Genomic DNA, 20,050 nt, shown 5'->3' with positions numbered 1-20,050 from the left:
GGGCCTAGCGGGGCGCGCGGCCCGCGCCGGAGGCGAGCTCCTTGGCCGCCTCCGTGAGGTCCTTGGCGGTGTCGATGGCGCGCCAGTAGACGCCCTGCGGCAGCTGGTAGCCCGCCAGCCGCTTGCCGCGGGCGAGTTGGGGGAAGGTGGTGCGCTCGTGGTCGCCCACGTCCGGCAGCAGCTCGGCGAACTCGGGGCTGAACACGTAGAGGCCGGCGTTGATCAGGAACGGCGAGGGCGGCGCCTCGATGAAGTCCAGCACGTTGCCGAACTGGTCGGTCTCCACGGCGCCCCAGGGGATCCGCGGCCGGGCCAGGGCGAGGGTGGCGACGGCGTCCCGCTCGTGGTGGAAGGAGGCCATGTCGCGGAGGCTGAAGCGGGTCCAGATGTCACCGTTGGTGGCGTACCAGGGCTCGTCCGGGCGGGGCAGGGCCTTGGCCGCGTACTTGAGCCCGCCGCCGCGGCCGAGGGGCTCCGCCTCGATCACCGTGCGCACCCGCAGCGGCAGGTCCGCCTTGTCGAGCCACTCCTCCAGCACCTCGGCGAGGTGGCCGCAGGACACCACCACGTCGGTGACGCCCTCCTCGGCCAGCCAGGCCAGCTGGTGGCCGAGGATCGGCTTGCCCGTCCCCGGGATCTCGACCAGCGGCTTGGGGCGGTCGTCGGTGTACGGGCGCAGCCGGGAGCCCTGGCCACCGGCCAGGATCACCGCCTGGGTGACCGGGGTGGTGGTCGACCGGGGCTCGTGGGGCTCGTGGGCGGCGGCGGGGCCGGAGTCAGGGCTCATGCCTGAACAATAGGGTGCGCCCGCCGCCGGGGGCGGCTCAACCGCGCGCCCGGCGGCCCGAGTTGCTCGTGCCGGGAGCGTCAGCCGACGACGCCGGCCGCGAAGGCCCCGTCGCAGACCGGGCGGGCGAAGGAGCGGGCCCGCTGGACGTCGCCCTGGTACTTGCGCACCGCGGCCTTGCCCAACTCCGTGGCCAGCGAGGTGCAGTACGGCGTCAGCGAGGGCTGCTCGCGCATGGAGCGCTCCAGCAGGTCCAGCGCGGCGGAGGGGTTCTTGGCGCGCAGCTCGTCCAGCAGCGCCACCCGCAGCGACTCCTGCGGGGCGAGGCCGTCCTGCGACCGTGTCGAGCCGGTCGAGTTCGTCGAGGAGACGGGGGCGGAACGCCCGATCCCGGCGCCGTCGCCGCTGGACGCCGCGACGACCTGCTGGTCGAGACCGGTCGGCGGGGCCCACGGGACCCTGGTCACGGCGAGGGTGCCGGTGGTCACCAGGACGACCGGCAGGGTCAGGGCGACGGTCTGGCCGATACGGCGCACAAGCTGCTTCACCCTCAGGAGAGTAGCGGTGGGTAGGGCCGTGATCGCCCTCCGTCACACCAACGAGTGACACGTGTCCGGGTTTATCCCCGCACCGGGTTGACGTGGGGGTGTACGGACGGAGCCCGCCCGACCGGGAACCGGTCGGACGGGCTCCGCGTGGTGGCTCTGTCGGCCTCAGTTGCAGGCGCTCAGGCGCACGCCGCTGCTGGTGGCGAAGACGTGGACCTCCTGCGCGATCGGCACGACGTGGACGGTCTCGCCGCGGGTCGGGATCTGGCGGCCGGGCACGCGCACGACCAGGTCCTTGTCCTCGCCGCCGATCTGGGTGGTGCCGTAGACGAAGCCGTCGGAGCCGAGCTCCTCGACCACGTTCACCGTCACCGCGACGCCCTCGATGCCGCCGGCCGGGACGATCTGGAAGTGCTCGGGGCGGACGCCGACGGTCACCGTCTTGTCCGTGCCGGCGCCGGCGAGGTTCTCGCGGGAGATGTTGACCACCGAGCCGCCGAACTTCACGCCGCCGTCCACCAGCGGAACCTCGACCAGGTTCATCGCGGGGGAGCCGATGAAGCCGGCCACGAACAGGTTGGCGGGCTTGTCGTACATGTTGCGCGGGGTGTCGACCTGCTGCAGCAGGCCGTCCTTGAGCACCGCGACCCGGTCGCCCATGGTGAGCGCCTCGGTCTGGTCGTGCGTCACGTACACCGTGGTGATGCCCAGGCGGCGCTGCAGGCCGGCGATCTGCGTACGGGTCGAGACGCGGAGCTTGGCGTCCAGGTTCGACAGCGGCTCGTCCATGAGGAACACCTGCGGCTGGCGCACGATCGCGCGGCCCATCGCCACGCGCTGGCGCTGACCGCCGGAGAGCGCCTTCGGCTTGCGGTCCAGGAAGTCGGTGAGGTCGAGCATCTTCGCGGCCTCTTCGACCTTGGTGCGGATCTCGGCCTTGTTCACGCCGGCGATCTTGAGCGCGAAGCCCATGTTCTCGCCGACGGTCATGTGCGGGTAGAGCGCGTAGTTCTGGAACACCATCGCGATGTCCCGGTCCTTCGGCGGCAGGTGCGTGACGTCGCGGTCGCCGATGCGGATCGCACCCGCGTTGACGTCCTCGAGGCCGGCCAGCATGCGCAGGCTGGTCGACTTGCCGCAGCCGGACGGGCCGACGAGGACGAGGAACTCGCCGTCGGCGATGTCCAGGTCCAACTGGTCCACGGAGGGCTTGTCGGCGCCGGGGTAGACGCGGGTCGCCTTGTCGTACGTGACGGAAGCCATGGTCGATCTCTCCTTCACCGGCAGGAACGTGCCGGACGATCCGAGTAAAGGTGCAGGTCGTCGGCCCGTCACTGGTCTGAACCACTCCAGGGCCGACTCCCGGCGACGCTACCTGCACCCCCGCCCCCTGTCAGCCCCCTCCCCACAACGGTTCCATCACACCCCTCACCCCCCGATCGCCCCCGATCACCCCTGATATCCCCACACCCCGCCACCCCGGCCCGGTAGACTCACCCCCGGTGCCGCCGTGATCCGTTCGCGGACGGCCACCGTGCCTCCTTAGCTCAGCTGGCCAGAGCACCGCTCTTGTAAAGCGGGGGTCGTCGGTTCGAACCCGACAGGGGGCTCGCGTAGGAAGCGATGCGACCGGCGCCCGAAGGGCCGGCTTCTCCGGAGTGATCCGGAGGAGCCGGCCCTTCGTCGTTGCCCGGGTGCGCCCCGGGGGCGGCGGTGGGCCCGGCGCTCCCCTCGCGGCGCCGGGGCCACCGCTGGTGCGGGGCGCGGTGGTTCAGTGGGCGGCGGAGGCCACGTTCTTGACCAGGGTCTTGGTCAGGGCCACGCCGGCGGTCCCGGTGTTGCGCTGGTCGCTGTCGTAGGTCGTCACCACGATGTTGCCGACCCGGGCGGCGACCAGGGTGCTGCCCCCGGTCCAGTCCGGCGAGGTGATGGTGGCCTGGATCGCCTCGTCCCCGACGCCGGGCAGGTTCTGGGTGGCGACGGTCGCGGTGAAGTGCTGGCCGTTCTGGGTGACGGTGTACGTGTGGCAGGCGGTGAAGGCCTTCTTCAGGTCGGCCATGACGGTCTGCGCGTCGTTGCCGCGGAAGGCGTCCAGCTCCTGGGCGAACATGTCCTGCGACTCGTCCACGTAGTTGTTCTGGGCGAACGACGCGGCGCTGATCCCCGAGGCGCCGATCCACCCGGTGCCGTTGAACACGTCGCACACCTTGGGTGCGGGGACGGCGGTGGGCGACATCGGCGGGTTGAAGCCGTCGGCGGTGCTCTTGGAGCCGCCGGCGTCGAGCTTGAGGGTCTGCGGTATCGCGGCGGCCGGCAGCAGCATGGCGTTCAGCTTGGTCCCGTTGGGGAGGCCGGCGGTGCTCGACGCGGGCTTGGAGGCCGACGCGGCGGGCGATCCGGCGGCGGACGCGGGCGCCGACGCGGAGGTGGCGGCCGGGGCGGCCGAGGAGGAGTTCGCGTTGTCCGGGCCGCAGGCGGCGAGGCCGAGAACCGCGGTGGCGCTGCAGGCGATCAGGGTGGCCCGGCGGAGTGTCTGAGGCATGGAGAGGCGTACGCCTTTCAGGGGATCTGGGTGAGCGGCGGGTCAATATGACCATGGCGTGTGAACCGCGTCAACACGCTATCCATCTGTGAGGCGGGTTGTAGGATCGTCACCTGTCGTAGCGTCACGGGGAGGGGCCCGCAGTGCCGGAGCACAGGACAGACGTCACCGCCGCCGGGATCGCGCGGCTGGCCGGTGTCGGTCGCGCCGCCGTCAGCAACTGGCGGCGCAGGCACGTGACCTTCCCCAGGCCCGTCGGCGGCACCGACACCAGCCCCGTCTTCGACCTGGCCGAGGTCGAGCGGTGGCTGCGCGACCAGGGCAAGCTCGCCCAGGTCCCGCTGCGGGAACGCGTCTGGCAGCAGGTCGAACGGGACCCGGACGGGGCGGCGGGAGCCCTGCGGGTGCTCGGCGCCGTGCTCCTCCTGCGCGAACGGACCGGCCGCAGGCAGGGGCCGGTCACCGAGGACGGGCTGGCCGAGGCGCTCCGCGCCCGCCTGGGCGAGGACCACCCCGTACCCGTGCCGGGCGGGCCCGAGCTGGCGGCCCGCCAGGACCTGCTGCGCGGCGGCGTGGAACTCGCGGACGAACTCGGCGCGCGCCGGGCGTACGAGTTCCTGATGGGCCGCCACATGGAGGCGGGCTCGCGCCAGTACACCCTGACCCCCGCGCCGCTCTCGGAGCTGATGGCCGAACTCGCCGGCCCGGCCGAGCAGGTGCTGGACCCGGCCTGCGGCTTCGGCGGCCTGCTCGGCGCGGCCGGCCCCACCGCCACCGCGATCGGCCAGGAGGCCGATCCGGACCTCGCCGCGCTCACCGCGCTGCGCCTCGCCCTGCACACCGACGGGGACGTGCGCATCCGGGTGGGCGACAGCCTGCGCGCCGACGCCCACACCGGGCTGCGCGCCGACGCAGTGCTGTGCCACCCGCCGTTCAACGAGCGCGCCTGGGGCCACGAGGAACTCGCCTACGACGCCCGCTGGGAGTACGGGCTGCCGCCCCGCACCGAGTCCGAACTGGCCTGGGTGCAGCACGCCCTCGCCCGCCTGCGCGAGAACGGCTGCGCCGTGCTGCTGATGCCGCCCGCCGCCGCCTCCCGCCGGTCGGGCCGCCGGATCCGGGCGGACCTGCTGCGGCGCGGCGCGCTCCGGGCGGTCGTCGCCCTGCCCGCCGGCGCGGCCCCGCCGTACGGGATCCCCCTGCACCTGTGGGTGCTGCGCCGCCCCTCGGCGCAGCAGCAGAAGCAGCCGCAGCGGCTGCTGCTGGTGAACGCGGCCGAGCCCTCGGACGGCGGGGAGAAGCTGCCCTGGCAGGAGCTGCGGACCACGGTGCTGGAGGACTGGTACGCCTTCGACCGCGACGGCGCGGCGCCGGAGCGGCCCGGCGTCAGCCGTACCGTCCCGCTGGTCGACCTGCTGGACGACGACGTGGACGTGACCCCGGCCCGTCACCTGCCCGTCCGGGCGGCGGGCGGAGGGGAGGCCGGGCTGGGCGAGGTCCGCGACCGCCTGACCGACACCCTGCGGCGCACCGTGGAACTGGCGCCCGTGGTCGGCCCCCAGGGCGCGCCCGCGCACTGGCCGATGACCAGCCTCGGCGAACTGGCCCGGGCCGGCGCCCTGGTGATGCGCACGGGCGGCGCCGGAGCGGGCACCGGCGGCCCGCCGGTCCTCACCGAGCACGACATCGTGTCGGGCGGCGCCCCCTCCGGCGCGCTGCCCGGGGGCGAGGAGGAGGAGCCGGTGCTCCTCCGGGCCGGGGACGTCGTGATCCCCGTGCTCGGCCGGGGCACCGCGACCCGCGTGATCGACGAGGCCACCGCCGGTGCGGCGCTGGGACGCAACGTCCACCTGCTGCGGCCCGACCCCGCCACCCTGGACCCGTGGTTCCTCGCGGGCTTCCTGCGCGGCAGCGCCAACACCCGGCAGGCCAGCAGCTTCACCACCGCCGCGACCCGGCTCGACGTGCGCCGGCTCCAGGTGCCCCGGCTGCCGCTGGCCGGACAGCGGCGGTACGGCGAGCGGTTCCGCGCGGTGGCCGCCTTCGAGGAGGCGACCCGCCTGGCCGCCAGGCTGGGCGACGTGCTGGTCCAGGGCCTGTACGACGGGCTCACGGACGGGAGCATCAGCCCGTCCTGACGCGCGGACGGCCCCCGGCGGAGGGGTCGGTAGGCTGACCCCGGCCGTCACCGGCCAACCACCGATCCACCCTCCGATCGACCGTCGATCATCCTCCGCCGAGCAGGAGCTGGCCCATGTACGGCCCCGTCGCCACAGCGCCGCCGCCCCGACGCGGCGCGCGGGTGTGGAGGGTGCTCCTCCGGGTGCTCCTCACCGCCGTTCCGGTGCTGAGCATCGGCATGCTGAGCTGGGTGTCGATGCTGTACCTGGCGCTCGTGCACCGCCGCGTCCGCGACTGGCTGGTGTTCGTCGCGGTGGCGGCGGCGTCCATCGGCGGGCTGGTGCTGGTCGGGCCGTCCGGGAAGGACGGCTGGCAGGTCACCACCGGGGTGGTGCTGCTGCTCGCGGCCATGGTCTTCGCACCGGCGTACTTCCTGGCCGTCGACCTGCGGCTGCGGCCCTCGGGCGGGCCGGCTCCCGCCCCCGGCCATCCGTACGCCGGGCACCCGTACCCCGGCCACCCGCCGTATGCCGGCCACCCGCCGTACCCTGGCCACCCGTACGCCGGCCCGCCGCCTCAGGACCGCGTCGGTCAGGACCGCGTCGGGCAGGACCGCGTCGGTCAGGACCGCATCGGGCAGGTCAAGGACGGCCTCGACGAGCTGAGCGCCTACCTCGAACGGCAGGAGCGCCCGTGAAGGGCCGGCTCGTCGCCGGGCGGTACGAGCTGGCGACGCTCATAGGCCAGGGCGGCATGGGCCAGGTGTGGGCGGCCCACGACAACGTCCTGGACCGGCGGGTGGCCGTCAAGCTGCTCCGGACCGACCGGCTGCCCGAGGGGGAGGAGCGGGACGCCGTCCGGCGGCGCTTCGTCCGGGAGTGCCGGGTCACCGCCCAGGTCGACCACCCCGGGCTCGTCACCGTGCACGACGCCGCAGGCGACGGCGATGACCTCTATCTGGCCATGCAGTACGTCCACGGCGCCGACCTGGCCGACCACCTGGCCGAGCACGACCCCTACCCCTGGCCCTGGGCGGTCGCCGTGGCGGCGCAGCTCTGCCCCGTCCTGACCGCCGTGCACGAGGTGCGGGCCGTCCACCGCGACCTCAAGCCGCGCAACGTCATGGTCCGCCCCGACGGCACCGTCGTCCTCCTCGACCTCGGCGTCGCCGCCGTCCTGGACTCCGACACCACGCGGCTCACCCTCACCGGCGCCCCCATCGGCAGCCCCGCCTACATGGCGCCCGAGCAGGCCATGGGAGCGGAGGTCGGCCCGAGCACCGACCTCTACTCGCTCGGCGTGATCCTGCACGAACTGCTCGGCGGCACCGTCCCGTTCACCGGCTCCTCGGCGCTGGGCATGCTGCACCGGCACCTCCACGAGGCGCCCCTGCCGCTGCGCCGGCTCCGGCCGGAGGTGCCGGAACCGCTGGAGGCCCTGGTCCTGCGGCTGCTCGCCAAGGACCCGCAGGACCGCCCGGTCGACGCGGCGGAGGTCCACCGCGCGCTGGCGCCCCTGCTGCCCGGGCCCGCCACGAACCGGGCGGACGGCCCCGGGGTCCCGATGGACCCGACCCGGCCGTTCCGGCAGCCGTACGCGCCCTGGCAGGGCGGGCGGCACCGGCCGCCGCAGGTGCCGCCCGTGCCCGCCGCGGGCCCTCCGGCAGCCGTCGGGGGGACGGTCGACATCGCCGCCGCCGTCAAGGAGGCGAAGGGGCTGCTGGAGGAGGGCCGGATCACCCGGGCCGTGAACGTGCTCGGCGGCGCGCTGTCCGGCGCCGAGCAGGCCCGGGGCGGGAACTCGCCCGTCGTCCACATGCTGCGCAAGCACTACGCCGCGACGCTGATGGAGGACGGCCAGTTCCGGGCCGCACTACCGGAGTTCCGGCGGCTGATCGAGCAGCGCTCCGCCGAGGCCGGCCCGTCCGACCCGCAGGCCCTGCGCTTCCGCGTCGAGGCCGCCCAGTGCCTGGAACACCTCGGCGACCACCTCGCGGCGCTCGCCGAGTACCGCTCCCTGCTCCCCCTGCTGGACGGGCTCGCCGAGGACGACCCGGCGTTCGCGCTCGAGGTCCGCGGCCGCGCGGCGCACCTGCTCCTCGCGACCGGCGACCGCGCCGGCGCCCGTACGGCCCGGCTGCGGCTGCTCCTCGACACCGAACGCCTCTACGGCCCCCACCACCCGCTCACCGCCGAGGCCCGGCGCACCCTCGACGAGTGGGACGGCGGGAGCGGGCGCCGCCGTTAGGGCCTGTCCCGTACGTCTACACCCCGTCCCGTACGTCCGGCGGCAGCGTGAGGGTCGCCACGGCGCCGCCGGCGGGGTGGTTGGCGAAGGTGAGGGTGGCGCCGATGACGCGGGTGTGGCCGGTGGCGATGGTGAGGCCCAGGCCGTGGCCGCGGCCGCGTTCGGGGGCGTTGGTGCGGAAGCGCTGCGGGCCGTGCTCGAGGAGGTCCTCGGGGTAGCCGGGCCCGTGGTCGCGGACGGTGATGCGGGGGCCGTCGACCCGGAGCAGGACGGGCGCGGCGCCGTGGCGGTGGGCGTTGAGGATCAGGTTGCCGAGGATCCGGTCGAGGCGGCGCAGGTCGGTGCGGACCTCCCGGCCGTCGGCGACCTCGACGGTGACGTCCAGCCCGGTGAGGGCGACGGTGCGGCGCACGGCGCGTTCCAGCGGGACGGCGGACAGGTCGGGGGCTTCCACGTCGGCGTCGAGACGGGAGACCTCCAGGAGGTCCTCGACCAGGGCGCGCAGGGCCTGGACCCGGTTGCGGACGAGCTCGGTGGGCCGGCCCGGCGGCAGGAGTTCGGCGGCGGTGACGAGTCCGGTGAGCGGGGTGCGCAGCTCGTGGGCGACGTCGGCGGTGAAGCGCTGCTCGTCCTCCAGACGCCGGTGCAGGGTGCGGGACATCAGGTCGACGGCGGCGGCGAGGTCGGCCACCTCGTCCCGGCCGTCGACGAGTTCGCCGATCCTGGTGTCCGTCCCGCCGGCGGCGATGCCCCGGGCGGCGGTGGCGGCGGTGCGCAGCCGGCGGCTGATCCGGTCGGCGACGAGGACGCCGGCGAGCACGGTGGTGAAGACCGCGGCGACGACCGTGAGCAGGATGATCCGGTCGAGGTCGGCGATGGCCCGGCGGTCCTGGGTGAAGTCGACCCGGACGGAGAGCACGCCGTCGCGCACGGGCCCGGCCGCCCACATCCACTCGCCCGGCCCGGCCGCCGCGAGCAGGCTGCCCCGGTGGCCGCCGGCGGCGAGGGCGTGCAGCCGCCCGGGCAGGGCCGGGTCGTTGACGAGGCCCGGGCCGGCCGGGTCCTCGCCGCGGCTGTAGGCGGCGGTGGCAGAGTCGAGGGCGGTGAGCGAGGCGGTGCGCGCCTGGTCGACGTGCTGACGGATCATCGCCCGGTGCACGAGCAGGCCCACGGCCACCGCGACCAGCACGGAGATGGCGGCGACGGCGGTGGCGATCTGGCGGCGCAGGGTCATGCCGGGCGCCGAAGCTTGTAGCCGAACCCGCGCACCGTCTCGATCCGGTCGGAGCCGATCTTGGCGCGCAGCCGCTGCACGTGGACGTCCACGACGCGGGTGTCGGCGCCCCACTCGTAGTCCCAGACGCGTTCGAGCAGCGTGGTGCGCTCCAGCACGATGCCGGGCGAGGCGGTGAGCTCCAGCAGCAGCCGCAGCTCGGTGGGGGTGAGGGGGACGAGGTGGCCGTGGACGCGGACCTCCATGCTGTCGGTGTCCACCTCCAGGCCGTCGAAGCTGCGCACGGTGGAGGCGGCGGCCGGGGCCTCCACGGGCGCGGCCTCGGCCGGGGCGGGGGCCGGCTCGGCCGGGACCACCCGGACGCGCCGCAGCACCGTCCGGATGCGGGCGACGAGGACGGCGCTCTCGAAGGGCTTGACCACGTAGTCGTCCGCCCCGGCCTCCAGCCCGGAGACCACGTCCACCGGGTCGGTGCGCGCCGACATCATCAGGATCGGCAGCTGGCTCTCCTCGCGGATGCGGCGGCAGAGCCCGACCCCGTCGAGCAGCGGCAGCATGACGTCCAGCAGGAGCAGGTCGGGGCGGACGGCGCGGAACGCCTCCAGGCCCTCCAGGCCGTCGGCGGCCGTGGTGACGGGGAAGCCGTAGCGCTCCAGCGCCATGCGGGTGGCCTCGCGGATCACCTCGTCGTCCTCGACCAGCAGGATGTGGGGGGTGGTGGCGGTCATCGTCCGGCCTCCGGGGTCGAGGTGGGGGCGGGCGCGGGGACGGCGGTGGCTCCGGCGGACGGGCGGCCGGGGCGTGCGGTCGTGACGTCGGGCCTGCCGGGGGTGGGCACGGCCGTGGGGACGCCGGCGCCGGCCGACGGCTCGTCGCGCGGGAGCAGGCCGACCCCGTCCACCCGCTGCTCCACGGCGACGAGGCGGACGCCGTCCCAGTGGTAGCGGCTGGTGGTCTGGGAGGTGAGGCTGGTCGTCTCGCGGATCACCAGGTCGGAGTCGACGGTGGCGGCGCTGAAGCCGTTCTGGACGGGCACCCGCAGGACGGGCAGGACGTGCTCGCCGCGCTCGCCGTCGAGGGCGTAGACGTGCAGCACGACCGACCCGATGACGGTGACGGCGGTGATCAGCTCGGGCCGGCCGTCCCCGGTGAGGTCGCGGAACTCCGGGGGGCGGACCTCGCAGCCGTCGCAGCTGCCGAGCGCCAGCCGCTCCTCGCGGCTCAGGCCCGGGTCCTTGCCGAGGAGGGTGCGCACGTCCACGGCGGTGAGGTCGTGCCCGGGGACGGTGATGTCGGGGACGGGCTGCGGCGGCGCCTGGGAGGTGGAGGCGCTGGGGGCGGTGGGCGGCGGGGCGGTCGCCAGCTGGGGCCAGAGCGGTTTGGCGACGGCCGGCGGGGTGACGGCCCTGCCCGGGCCGTCGTCCCGCAGGCCGCCGGGGGTCTCGCGGCCGACGGCCACGGCGGCGAGGGCCACGAGACCGGCGAGGGCGGCCGCGGCGGTCACGAGGGCGGCGCCCGGCCTGCGGCGGGGGCGGGGTCGTGCTGCCACGGTCACTGCTCGTCCCTCCTGGTCTGCGGCGATGCCGTCCCGTCCCGGCTCCCGGTGGTAGGTCGTGCGGGAGCCGGCCGGCGGTTCCGGGCCATGGTCGCAGGCGCGGGTCGGGCCGGGGCGGGCGCGGGTCAGGCCGGGTCCGCCAGGACGATGATGTTGTCGGTCCAGTGGCCGTTCCTGCCGATCCGCCCGCCGCAGGTGATCAGCCGCAGCGCGGGCCCGGGGGTGTCGCCGTAGACCTGGTCGGTGGGGAAGGCGTCCTTGGGCGCCTGCGTCAGGGTGCGGACCTTGAAGTCCACCGTGCCGCCGTCGGCGCGCCGGACGCGGATCAGGTCGCCCGTCCTCAGCTTCGGCAGGCTCTTGAAGACCGCCGGGCCGTGCACGGTGTCGTAGTGCCCGATCAGGACGGACGGGCCGGTCTCGCCGGGGGTGGGGCCGTTGCGGTACCAGCCGACCTCGTCGCCGTGGTCGGCGGCCGGCACCTCGACCGTCCCGTCGGCGTTCAGGCCGAGGCCGGTCACGGGCGCGTCCACGCCGATGGAGGGGATCAGCAGCCGGGTCGGCGGCGAGGACGCGACGGGCTTCGGCGCTGTGCTGCGGACCGGGGCGGCGGCGGGTGCGTCCGTGCCGTTGTGGCCGGAGGTCTCGATGCGCACCACCGGGTGCTCCCGCTCCTGGCCGGACAGCGCCAGCGAGGTGCCGAGCACCAGGCAGAGCAGGCCCGCCGTGCCGAAGACCGTCCGGCGCAGGACGCTCGGGCCGGGCCGGGCGCCCCGGCGGCGCCCGCGGCCGCTGCGCCGTCTCCTGGTCCCTGCCGCCGGGGCGGCCCCGGCGCCGCTTCCCCCACCGGCCGGGTACGGGGGAAGGGCGCCGGGGTGCCCGGCGGGCTCGGGACCGGTGTCAGCCGCGCGCACCGGAGCGGCGGCGCAGGACGGCGAAGCCCAGCGCACCGGCGCCGATGGCGGCGACGGCGCCGCCGCCGGCCAGCATCAGGCCGGAGCCGTCGGAGGAGCCGGAGCCGTCACCGGCCTGGGCGCCGCCCTTCGGCACCTCGCGGACCTGCGGCTTGCCCGCCGGCGTGGGGACGGCGGTGGCCGTGGCCCCGGCCGAGGGGGAGGCCGGGGCGGCGCTGGGGCGCGCGGTGGGGACGGTGCCCACGGAGGCGCCGGCGGACGGGGTGGCGGTCGGCGTGGCCTGCGGGGTGCCGTCGGCCCAGGCCTGCCCGCCGGTGAGGGTGGTCAGCAGCGCGCCGCCGGTCAGGGCGCAGACCGCCAGGACGCGGCGGGCGGGGAAGCGGTCGGTACGGCTCCTGCTGGTGCTCATGCGGTGGTTCTCCTCGTGGGTGCGTACGGGTTTCGTGACGCGATCGCGGACGCCCACCGGCCCGTACGTCGTACCGGCCGTGGCGTCGACAGCGACGGTAGGAGCGCCGTGTCGCGGCCACCGGCCGGTCGTGTCACGGCCACCCGGCGACTGTGTAACGGCCCTTCGTCACCGTTCCGCCGCCGATCCGTCAGCGCCCCGGCCGCAGTTGCCGCAGCTGCCGCAGCGTCCAGCCCTCGCCCAGGGGGCCGGTGTGCGTGGCGAAGAGCTCGGCGGCGCGCCGGTACGAGAGGCGGGCGCGGCCGGTGTGGGGGCAGCGGTCGGTGGTGGGGGTGGCGGCGGGCGCGCGGCGGTCGGTGAGGAAGAGCGGGCCGGTGGGGCGGCCCGCGGTGAGCAGGAGCAGGAGGCGGGCGGTGCCCGACTGCCAGTGCAGGAGCGGCTGTTGGGAGCCGGAGCCGGAGCTGGAGCTGGAGCCGCTGCGGGCGCGGGCGCGGGTGCGGCGCAGCGTCGGGTCGAGGTCGTCGGTGTCGAGGGCGAGGACGGTCTCGATGGCGGCACCCGACTCGTGCAGCAGGTGCCACAGGGCCTGTTCGCGCAGCGGGGCGCGGAGCGCGAACAGCGCGTGCAGCTGCTCCGGCGTCAACTGGCCCGCTTCGATGCCTGGTTGGGCGACGGGAAGCGGTCGCAGCCCGGCCGCCGGATCACCGTCGATCCACCCCCGGCCGCGCCACCACGCCGACGCGGCGCGCAGGGTGGAGAGTTCGCGGTTGAGGGTGCGCGGATCGGTGTCGGCGGCGCGGTGGTCGAGCGCGGCGCGCAGCCGCGCGGGGGCGTCGGGGTGGTCGAGCAGCGCGAGCGGCAGGACGGGCGGCCGGGCGCGCCGCCGCGCCGGGCCGGTGGGCGCGGTGCGGTCGGCGAGCGCCCAGGCCCAGGTGTCCAGGGCGATCCGGTAGATCCGCCGGGAGCCTTCGGAGAGCCCGGAGGCGGCCAGGTAGCGCTCGACGGCGAGGCCGTACTCGACCGGTTCGACGTCCTCCACGACGGATCTTCCTTTCCGCAGTAAATACACACCTCGAAGCATTTCCACGCTATCCGAATCCCGCAGTAAACCGCAGGTGAAACGGCTTCTCGGCGGCTGTTTACTGCGGTGGATTTCCAGCTCGCCAAAATTGATGCGGAAACACTCAACTTTTCCCCCGGAACCCCTTGAATCCCCCTCCCGCCCGAACGCACACTGACTGCCCATGGCACTGGAAACAGAACGGATCCCGGCCCGCCCCCGGCGGCTGGGAGACCGGCTCGCCGTGCTGCGCGAGCGCGAGTTCAGGTTGTTCTTCACCGGGTACACGACCTCCCTCCTCGGCTCCTCGATGGCCCCCGTCGCGGTGGCCTTCGCGGTGCTCGACGGCGGTGGCGGCGGCACCGACCTCGGGTGGGTGATGGCGGCGCGCATCCTCCCCGTGGTGCTCGTGCTGCTGGCCGGCGGGGTGATCGCGGACCGGCTGGGCGGCCGCCGGGTGATGCTGGTCTCGGAGGCCTCGCGCGGCCTCGTACAGGCGCTGTTCGCGGGCCTGCTGGCCGCCGGGCGGGCGCCGGTGTGGGCGATGGTGGTCCTGGTGGCGCTCTGGGGCGTGGGCGAGGCGCTGTTCATGCCCGCGTTCGGCGCGATCGTCCCGGGCCTGGTGCACCGCAAGGACCTGCTCGGGGACGCCAACACCCTGCTGGGGATGGCCCGTTCGGTCTCCACGGTGGCCGGTCCGGCGGCGGCCGGGCTGATCACGGCGGCGCACGGCCCGGCGGCGGTGCTGCTGATCGACGCGGTGACGTACGGCGTCGGCGCCCTCGCCCTGGCTCGCCTGCGCCTGCCCGAGCAGCGGCCCCAGGAGGGCGGGGGCACCTCCGTCATCAACGAACTGCGCGACGGATGGGCCGAGTTCGCCGCCCGCCCCTGGTACTGGATCACCACCGCGCAGATGGGCCTGTTCAACCTGCTCGTCTGGGCGCCGTTCCTGATCCTCGGCCCGCTCACCTCCCGGCGCGAGTTGGGTGGCGCCACCGCCTGGGGCCTGGTGATGGGCGTGTACGGCGCCGGCGCGGTGCTGGGCGGGCTGCTGATGCTCGGCCGCCGCCCGTCCCGCCCGCTCGCGGTGGCGACACTGGCCGCACTCGGCTGGGCGCTGCCCTCAGCGGCCTTCGGGGCCGGGCTGGCGCTGCCGTGGGTGCTCGGCGGCGCGGTGGTGGCGGGCCTCGGCTCGGCGGTCTGCGGGACGCTGTTCAACACGACGACCCAGGAATGGGTCCCACCGGAACTGCTCGGCCGGATGACGGCCTTCGGCTCGCTCGGCGCCTTCGTCCTCGGCCCGATCGGCCTCGCCGCCGCCGGCCCGCTGGCGTCCCGGCTCGGCACGGCGCACGTGCTGACGGCCGGGGCCCTGTGGCAAGTCGCGGCGACGGCCGTGGTGTTGGCCCTCCCGGCGGTACGCGACCGCCGCTGGAACGACCGGCCCTGAGACCCCCTGAAGGCCCCCACCCGGCCCGGACGGGCGCCCCCGCCCGACCCGCCGTACGGTGGAGGGGCGGGGGCCCACGGAGGAGGTCCGCCATGCCCGGTTCGCTCACCATCAGCCACCACGAGTCCGCAGCCACCCTGGACCGCGCCGACGCCGCCCGTCTCGCCACCGTCCTCGCCGACCTGGCCTACCTGCTCGAGACCCCGGGCGAGCACCGGATCTCCGACGACCAGCTGGCCACCCTCTGCGAGGACCGCACCCCGGACCGCGCCGAGCTCTCCCACTGGGCCCGCACCCTCTCGTCCCACCTCAAGGAGCGCCCCTGATCCGGTCGCCCGCGCCGACGTACCATGGCCCCCGGGCCGTGCGGAGCAGGCGGCCGAACCGGCGGGGGGTCCGAGCGTGCCGCAGTCCTGGTCGATGTCCTGGCTGACGGTGGACACGCCGCTGCCCAGCGGCCCGCTGCACGTGGCGGTGACCCCGCTCGGGGTGGCGGCCGTCGGGTACCACGGGCGGGACGGCGAGACGCCGCGCTGCACGGACGAGGCCAAGGCCGCCGCCGTCACCGACCGGGTCACCGCCTATCTGGCGGGCCGCAGCAGTGAGTTGGGCCTGCCGATCGACTGGAGCCTCACCTCCGGCCCGCACCGCGCCGTGCTGCAGACGCTCTGGCGCGAGGTGCCGTACGGCCGGACCGTCACCTACGGCGAACTCGCCACCCTCAGCGGGGTGTTCGAGGACATCACCGAGCCCGGGCTGGCGGCCCGCACGGTCGGGCAGATGATGGCCGGCAACCCCGTCGCCCTGCTGGTGCCCTGCCACCGGGTGGTGGCGGCCGACGGGCTCGGCGGCTTCGGCGGCGGCCGGGTCGGCATCGAGGTGAAGCGCTGGCTGCTCACCCTGGAAGGGGTGCTGGAGCCCACCCTCGACTGGAACGGGCCGCTGTAGCAAGGCCGTTGCCGTATCGCACCGTATCGCACCGCATCGGGACCCCATGTCATCCCGGCCCCGAATCTGTCAAGGGGTGGTGCGGGTGAGGCGGGAGATGAGGGAGGATGGGTGCGCCTGGCCGACGTGTTCGAGCGGAGAATCGAACTGATATCGACCAAGTGATCTAGTCGTACTATTTGTTTGGTTATTCCGAACCACTCGAACGAGTGATTGCGGGAGGCCCCCGAACGGGCCCACCATGAAGCTGCAACATGAATGTCCTGGCGACGCTTCATCGGGTATGCGAAGGGCTCCCCTTATGTCGACCGAAACCAATGCCGGTATTCCAGCGCCTGACGCGCAGTCGGAGATCCGGCAGCAGCAGAGTCTGAGCACGGCGGGCGCGCGGAATCTCGCCACGACCACCAAGTCCGCGCCCCAGATGCAGGGCATCAGCCCGCGCTGGCTGCTCAGGAAGCTGCCGTGGGTGCAGGTGTCCGGCGGCACCTACCGGGTCAACCGCCGCCTCCGGCACTCCGTGGGCCGCGGCCGGGTGAGCTTCGTCAAGACCGGTTCCGAGGTGCGCATCATCCCGCAGACGCTGGCCGAGGTGCCCGTCCTGCGCGGCTTCGACGACGACGCGGTGCTGGAGGAGCTGGCGGGCCGCTTCGCCCAGCGCCAGTTCGCCCCGGGCGACGTCCTGGTCACGGCCGGCACGCCGATCAGCGAGGTCTTCCTCATCGCGCACGGCAAGCTCGACCGCCTCGGCACGGGCAAGTACGGGGAGGAGACGGTCGTCGGCACCCTCGCCGACGGCGACCACCTCGGCGACGAGGCGCTCCAGCAGGAGGACGGCACCTGGCCGTACACCGTCCGCGCCGCGACGTCCGGCACGGTGATGGTCCTGTCCTGGCCGTCCTTCCAGGAGCTGCACGACCGCTCCGAGGCGCTGCAGCTGCAGGTCATCGAGTACCTCAACGGCTTCGAGCAGGCGCAGAACAAGCACGGCGAGGCCGCGATCGACCTCTCCTCCGGCCACCAGGGCGAGTACGAGCTGCCCGGCGCCTTCGTGGACTACGAGCTCAAGCCGCGCGAGTACGAGCTCAGCGTCGCGCAGACCATCCTCAAGGTCCACAGCCGCGTCGCCGACCTCTACAACCAGCCGATGAACCAGACCGAGCACCAGCTCCGCCTGACCATCGAGGCGCTGCGCGAGCGCCAGGAGCACGAGCTCATCAACAACCCCGAGTTCGGCCTGCTGGAGAACGCCGAGTACGACCAGCGCATCCAGACGCACTCCGGCCCGCCCACCCCGGACGACATGGACGAGCTGCTCAGCCGCCGCCGCAGCACCAAGATGTTCCTCGCCCACCCCAAGGCCATCGCCGCCTTCGGCCGCGAGTGCAACAGTCGCGGCCTCTACCCGGGCACGGTCGAGGTGGACGGCAAGCACATCTCCTCGTGGCGCGGGGTGCCGATCTTCCCGTGCAACAAGATCCCGGTCATCGGCGGCCACACCACGTCGATCATCGCGATGCGGGTCGGCGAGGACAACCAGGGCGTCATCGGCCTGCAGCAGGCCGGAATTCCGGACGAATACCAGCCGAGCCTCTCGGTGCGTTTCATGGGGATCGACGAGAAGGCCATCATCTCCTACCTGGTGAGCCTCTACTACTCCGCCGCGATCCTCGTTCCGGACGCGGTCGGCGTGCTGGAGAACGTGGACATCGCGCAGCGCTGACGGGCGTCGCCGGAAAACGGTGGCCGAAAAGCGGGAAGGAACGGAGCCGGGGGAACTCCCGGTGAACCGGAAACCGCCGGAAACCGCCGAGCAGGAAAACCGTGAGCCGGCCGGCCGAGCACGTTCCGGCCGGCTCACGGCCGCCCACCCGCGGCGCCTGGCCCCAGGCGCCGCCCGACAGCCGTCCACAGGGGGAGAGAAACCCATGACGAGTCCCACGCTGGAGCGAGCGCACGAGGAGCGGCCCGAGCACCGGGAGGGGGCCGAGGCCGCGGACGTCATCGAGCGGGCCCGCAAGCTCGTCGACCCCGTCCTGCGCGAGGCCGTCGACTCGCTGCCCGGCGCGATGCGCAAGGTCGCCGGCTACCACTTCGGCTGGTGGGAGGCGGACGGCGCGCCCTCAACCTCCTCCTCCGGCAAGGCGATCCGGCCCGCCATGGTCCTCGCGGCCGCCCAGGCGCTGGGCGGCTCCCCGGCGGAGGCCACCGCGGCAGCGGCGGCGGTGGAGCTGGTGCACAACTTCACCCTGCTCCACGACGACGTCATCGACCGGGACGACACCCGACGCCACCGCCCCACCGCCTGGCGGGTGTTCGGCACCACCGAGGCCATCCTCGCCGGGGACGCCATGCACTCCCTGGCCCTGCGCCTGCTCGCCGAGGACGCGCACCCGGCCGCCCGCGACTCCATCCGCCGCCTCACCGACTGCGTGGTCGAGCTCTGCGAGGGCCAGCAGATCGACTGCGCCTTCGAGCAGCGCAACGACGTCTCCCTCACCGAGTGCCTGGCGATGGCCGAGGCCAAGACCGGCGCGCTGCTCGGCGCCGCCTGCGCGATGGGCGCCCTGTACGGCGGCGCCTCCGCCGAGGCGGCCCAGGCGATGGACGGCTTCGGCCGGGAGATCGGCCTCGCGTTCCAGCTGATCGACGACCTGATCGGCATCTGGGGGGACCCGGCCGTGACGGGCAAGCCGGTCGGCGCGGACCTCGTCGCCCGCAAGAAGTCGCTGCCGGTGGTCGCGGCGCTCGGCTCCGACACCCCCGAGGGGCGGCGGCTCGGCGAGCTGTACGTCCTCGAACGCGCGCTCAGCGCCGAGGAGTTGGCCCAGTGCGCGGAGGCCGTCGAGGGCGCCGGCGGGCGCGGCTGGGCGCAGGGCGAGTCCTGCGAGCGGATGGCCGCGGCGATGGCGCAGTTGGCCGTCGCCGTCCCGGAGCCGTCCGCGGCGGACGAACTGCTGGCCCTCGCCGAGCTGGTGACGCGCCGCAGCCACTGAGCCGCGACGGCGGGAGGCCACCCCCGGCCTCCCGCCGACCTCGGCAGCGCTCGGCAGCGCTCGGCCGTCCTCAGCCGTGCGCGGCCAACAGCCGCTGCTCCTTGGCGGGTTCGATCCCCTGCCGGAACGGCGCCTCCGGCCGCCCCTTGCGCCCCTCGGCGTCCGTGTCCTCGACGGGCTCGCGCGTGCGCAGCCACTCCCAGGTGTCCCGGGCCGTCTCGGCGAACGGGCGGCAGCGCAGGCCGGCCGCCTCGGCACGGCGGCTGTCGGCCCGCCAGATGCCCTGCCAGTCCGGCAGGTCCGGCGCCCAGAAGGGGAGTTCGATCCAGGGCGTGACCTGGTCCGGCCCTTCGGCGAGCAGCGGCCCGTCCTCGACCCGGACCAGCTCGGTGCCTGCCGGGCCCGCGAGCTCCCGGCAGGTCTCCAGCCACTGCCCGAAGGTGAGCCGCCCGGGCGGGGCCGTGGTGACGAACCGGCCCGCCGTTCCGTCCGTCAGCCGGTCGAGCCCGAAGGCGGCGAAGTCCCGGACGTCGATCACCTGCATCGTCCGGCCCGGGTCGCCGGGGGCGAGCACCCGCCCGCCGCGCGCCATCCGCTCCAGCCACCAGGGCAGCCGCCCGCCGAACTCGTACGGCCCGATGAGCAGCCCGCTGCTGAGGACCAGCGTGCGGTCGGCGCCGAACCCCTCCTGCACCGCCCGCTCGCAGCCGGCCTTCAGCTCGCGGCCGAACGGCTGCCCGGGCGGGGTGTCGGCGGGGCAGGGGAGGAGCGCGGAGTCCTCGTCGACCACCTGCGGGCCCCAGTCGGCGTAGGCGTGCAGCGAGGAGACGACGGTGTAGTGGCCGGCCCGCCCGCGCAGCAGCCGGGCGGAGAGCGCGGCCTGGGCGGGCTGCTGGGCGGAGGTGTCGACCACGGCGTCCCAGGTGCGGCCCTCGACCAGCCGGGCGAGGTCCTCGGCGCTGTCGCGGTCTCCCCGGACGGCCTCGGCGCCGGGCAGGTCGGCGCCGCTGCGGCCCCGGTTGAAGGTGGTGACCAGGTGGCCGCGGGCGAGGGCCTCGGCGGCGTAGGCCCGTCCGAGGAAGGAGGAGCCACCGAGCAGCAGGATCTTCATACCGCCCAGCTTCTCCGCTCCGCGCCGCCCGTACGCCCGGCTTAGCCTTCGGCAGAGCCTGCCCGGGGTGCCGCCGCCCGGGGTGCCGCTGCGCGCACCCCCACCTAGCATCCGACGTGTACGGAAATCAG

At 74.7% G+C, this 20,050-nt stretch carries 19 protein-coding genes and 1 tRNA gene; 9 read left to right on the top strand and 11 right to left on the bottom strand.

What is annotated here, in order from left to right:
• Nucleotides 1-4: 4 nt before the first annotated feature.
• The 3 genes from ACIRRS_RS32050 to ACIRRS_RS32040 form a co-directional block, all read right to left on the bottom strand.
• A complete protein-coding gene (locus tag ACIRRS_RS32050; RefSeq protein WP_402978299.1) occupies nucleotides 5-787 on the bottom strand; it encodes an NDP-sugar synthase in 783 nt (260 codons plus the stop codon).
• Between the two features lie 80 nt (nucleotides 788-867).
• Nucleotides 868-1,335 carry a hypothetical protein gene (locus tag ACIRRS_RS32045; RefSeq protein ID WP_402978296.1) on the bottom strand — a complete coding sequence of 156 codons (468 nt, stop codon included), beginning with the start codon at nucleotides 1,333-1,335 and terminating at the stop codon, nucleotides 868-870.
• 165 nt (nucleotides 1,336-1,500) lie between these two features.
• Nucleotides 1,501-2,598, bottom strand: a complete 1,098-nt coding sequence (locus ACIRRS_RS32040; protein WP_402978293.1) for an ABC transporter ATP-binding protein — start codon at nucleotides 2,596-2,598, stop codon at nucleotides 1,501-1,503.
• A gap of 273 nt (nucleotides 2,599-2,871) precedes the next feature.
• On the opposite strand from ACIRRS_RS32040, the gene ACIRRS_RS32035 reads away from it, so the two are divergent.
• Nucleotides 2,872-2,945 (top strand) — tRNA-Thr (locus ACIRRS_RS32035).
• Nucleotides 2,946-3,106: 161 nt separating this feature from the next.
• Here ACIRRS_RS32035 and ACIRRS_RS32030 read toward each other — a convergent pair.
• Entirely contained in the window at nucleotides 3,107-3,877 is a 771-nt protein-coding gene (locus ACIRRS_RS32030) for a hypothetical protein (protein WP_402978290.1), read from the bottom strand.
• A 143-nt stretch (nucleotides 3,878-4,020) separates the two neighbouring features.
• On the opposite strand from ACIRRS_RS32030, the gene ACIRRS_RS32025 reads away from it, so the two are divergent.
• The 3 genes from ACIRRS_RS32025 (at nucleotide 4,021) to ACIRRS_RS32015 (ending at nucleotide 8,245) form a co-directional block, all read left to right on the top strand.
• Nucleotides 4,021-6,015 (top strand): N-6 DNA methylase, encoded by a 1,995-nt coding sequence (locus tag ACIRRS_RS32025; RefSeq protein ID WP_402978287.1) that lies wholly within the window; start codon nucleotides 4,021-4,023, stop codon nucleotides 6,013-6,015.
• A gap of 116 nt (nucleotides 6,016-6,131) precedes the next feature.
• Nucleotides 6,132-6,695 (top strand): hypothetical protein, encoded by a 564-nt coding sequence (locus ACIRRS_RS32020; RefSeq protein WP_402978284.1) that lies wholly within the window; start codon nucleotides 6,132-6,134, stop codon nucleotides 6,693-6,695.
• The gene (locus tag ACIRRS_RS32015; RefSeq protein ID WP_402978281.1) at nucleotides 6,692-8,245 is read left to right on the top strand and encodes a protein kinase; all 1,554 of its coding nucleotides are present in this window, start codon (nucleotides 6,692-6,694) and stop codon (nucleotides 8,243-8,245) included. The genes ACIRRS_RS32020 and ACIRRS_RS32015 overlap by 4 nt, the downstream gene beginning before the upstream one ends.
• Before the next feature lie 16 nt (nucleotides 8,246-8,261).
• Here ACIRRS_RS32015 and ACIRRS_RS32010 read toward each other — a convergent pair whose 3' ends face one another.
• The 6 genes from ACIRRS_RS32010 to ACIRRS_RS31985 all read right to left on the bottom strand — a co-directional run bounded on the left by ACIRRS_RS32010 (nucleotide 8,262) and on the right by ACIRRS_RS31985 (nucleotide 13,393).
• Entirely contained in the window at nucleotides 8,262-9,479 is a 1,218-nt protein-coding gene (locus tag ACIRRS_RS32010) for a sensor histidine kinase (protein ID WP_402978278.1), read from the bottom strand.
• On the bottom strand, nucleotides 9,476-10,207 hold the full coding sequence (gene cseB, locus ACIRRS_RS32005) for a two-component system response regulator CseB (protein WP_402978275.1): 732 nt from the start codon (nucleotides 10,205-10,207) through the stop codon (nucleotides 9,476-9,478). The genes ACIRRS_RS32010 and cseB overlap by 4 nt, the downstream gene beginning before the upstream one ends.
• On the bottom strand, nucleotides 10,204-11,028 hold the full coding sequence (locus ACIRRS_RS32000; RefSeq protein ID WP_402978272.1) for a hypothetical protein: 825 nt from the start codon (nucleotides 11,026-11,028) through the stop codon (nucleotides 10,204-10,206). The genes cseB and ACIRRS_RS32000 overlap by 4 nt, the downstream gene beginning before the upstream one ends.
• A 131-nt stretch (nucleotides 11,029-11,159) precedes the next feature.
• Nucleotides 11,160-11,945, bottom strand: coding sequence for a class F sortase (locus tag ACIRRS_RS31995; RefSeq protein WP_402978269.1), 786 nt, complete (start codon nucleotides 11,943-11,945; stop codon nucleotides 11,160-11,162).
• Nucleotides 11,932-12,354, bottom strand: coding sequence for a sortase-dependent protein (locus ACIRRS_RS31990; RefSeq protein ID WP_402978266.1), 423 nt, complete (start codon nucleotides 12,352-12,354; stop codon nucleotides 11,932-11,934). The genes ACIRRS_RS31995 and ACIRRS_RS31990 overlap by 14 nt, the downstream gene beginning before the upstream one ends.
• Nucleotides 12,355-12,544: 190 nt before the next feature.
• A complete protein-coding gene (locus tag ACIRRS_RS31985) occupies nucleotides 12,545-13,393 on the bottom strand; it encodes a hypothetical protein (RefSeq protein ID WP_402978263.1) in 849 nt (282 codons plus the stop codon).
• A gap of 205 nt (nucleotides 13,394-13,598) precedes the next feature.
• On the opposite strand from ACIRRS_RS31985, the gene ACIRRS_RS31980 reads away from it, so the two are divergent.
• The 5 genes from ACIRRS_RS31980 (at nucleotide 13,599) to ACIRRS_RS31960 (ending at nucleotide 18,808) form a co-directional block, all read left to right on the top strand.
• Complete coding sequence (locus tag ACIRRS_RS31980; protein WP_402978260.1) at nucleotides 13,599-14,864, top strand: MFS transporter; 1,266 nt, start codon at nucleotides 13,599-13,601, stop codon at nucleotides 14,862-14,864.
• Nucleotides 14,865-14,956: 92 nt separating this feature from the next.
• Complete coding sequence (locus ACIRRS_RS31975; protein ID WP_402978257.1) at nucleotides 14,957-15,190, top strand: hypothetical protein; 234 nt, start codon at nucleotides 14,957-14,959, stop codon at nucleotides 15,188-15,190.
• A gap of 76 nt (nucleotides 15,191-15,266) precedes the next feature.
• Nucleotides 15,267-15,812: a methylated-DNA--[protein]-cysteine S-methyltransferase gene (locus ACIRRS_RS31970; RefSeq protein ID WP_402978254.1), complete on the top strand. Its 546-nt coding sequence runs from the start codon at nucleotides 15,267-15,269 to the stop codon at nucleotides 15,810-15,812.
• A gap of 301 nt (nucleotides 15,813-16,113) precedes the next feature.
• Nucleotides 16,114-17,535, top strand: coding sequence for a family 2B encapsulin nanocompartment shell protein (locus ACIRRS_RS31965; protein ID WP_402978251.1), 1,422 nt, complete (start codon nucleotides 16,114-16,116; stop codon nucleotides 17,533-17,535).
• Nucleotides 17,536-17,740: 205 nt separating this feature from the next.
• A complete protein-coding gene (locus ACIRRS_RS31960) occupies nucleotides 17,741-18,808 on the top strand; it encodes a family 2 encapsulin nanocompartment cargo protein polyprenyl transferase (RefSeq protein ID WP_402978248.1) in 1,068 nt (355 codons plus the stop codon).
• A gap of 70 nt (nucleotides 18,809-18,878) precedes the next feature.
• Here the strand turns inward: ACIRRS_RS31960 and ACIRRS_RS31955 are convergent, their stop codons facing one another.
• On the bottom strand, nucleotides 18,879-19,919 hold the full coding sequence (locus ACIRRS_RS31955) for an NAD-dependent epimerase/dehydratase family protein (protein WP_402978245.1): 1,041 nt from the start codon (nucleotides 19,917-19,919) through the stop codon (nucleotides 18,879-18,881).
• Nucleotides 19,920-20,050: the final 131 nt, after the last annotated feature.

The sequence above is a fragment of the Kitasatospora sp. NPDC101183 genome, assembly GCF_044767945.1.
In the GTDB taxonomy this organism is placed as follows: Bacteria; Actinomycetota; Actinomycetes; order Streptomycetales; family Streptomycetaceae; genus Kitasatospora.
Note: the sequence above shows the minus strand (reverse complement) of the source record. Positions and strands in the feature narration are given on the sequence as shown.

Bases quoted from the DNA above. Each gene is read 5' to 3' on its own strand.
- ACIRRS_RS32050 (WP_402978299.1), bottom strand. From the start codon at position 787: ATGAGCCCTGACTCCGGCCCCGCCGCCGCCCACGAGCCCCACGAGCCC.
- ACIRRS_RS32040 (WP_402978293.1), bottom strand. From the start codon at position 2,598: ATGGCTTCCGTCACGTACGACAAGGCGACCCGCGTCTACCCCGGCGCC.
- ACIRRS_RS32030 (WP_402978290.1), bottom strand. From the start codon at position 3,877: ATGCCTCAGACACTCCGCCGGGCCACCCTGATCGCCTGCAGCGCCACC.
- ACIRRS_RS32020 (WP_402978284.1), top strand. From the start codon at position 6,132: ATGTACGGCCCCGTCGCCACAGCGCCGCCGCCCCGACGCGGCGCGCGG.
- ACIRRS_RS32010 (WP_402978278.1), bottom strand. From the start codon at position 9,479: ATGACCCTGCGCCGCCAGATCGCCACCGCCGTCGCCGCCATCTCCGTG.
- cseB (WP_402978275.1), bottom strand. From the start codon at position 10,207: ATGACCGCCACCACCCCCCACATCCTGCTGGTCGAGGACGACGAGGTG.
- ACIRRS_RS31990 (WP_402978266.1), bottom strand. From the start codon at position 12,354: ATGAGCACCAGCAGGAGCCGTACCGACCGCTTCCCCGCCCGCCGCGTC.
- ACIRRS_RS31980 (WP_402978260.1), top strand. From the start codon at position 13,599: ATGGCACTGGAAACAGAACGGATCCCGGCCCGCCCCCGGCGGCTGGGA.
- ACIRRS_RS31975 (WP_402978257.1), top strand. From the start codon at position 14,957: ATGCCCGGTTCGCTCACCATCAGCCACCACGAGTCCGCAGCCACCCTG.
- ACIRRS_RS31965 (WP_402978251.1), top strand. From the start codon at position 16,114: ATGTCGACCGAAACCAATGCCGGTATTCCAGCGCCTGACGCGCAGTCG.
- ACIRRS_RS31960 (WP_402978248.1), top strand. From the start codon at position 17,741: ATGACGAGTCCCACGCTGGAGCGAGCGCACGAGGAGCGGCCCGAGCAC.
- ACIRRS_RS31955 (WP_402978245.1), bottom strand. From the start codon at position 19,919: ATGAAGATCCTGCTGCTCGGTGGCTCCTCCTTCCTCGGACGGGCCTAC.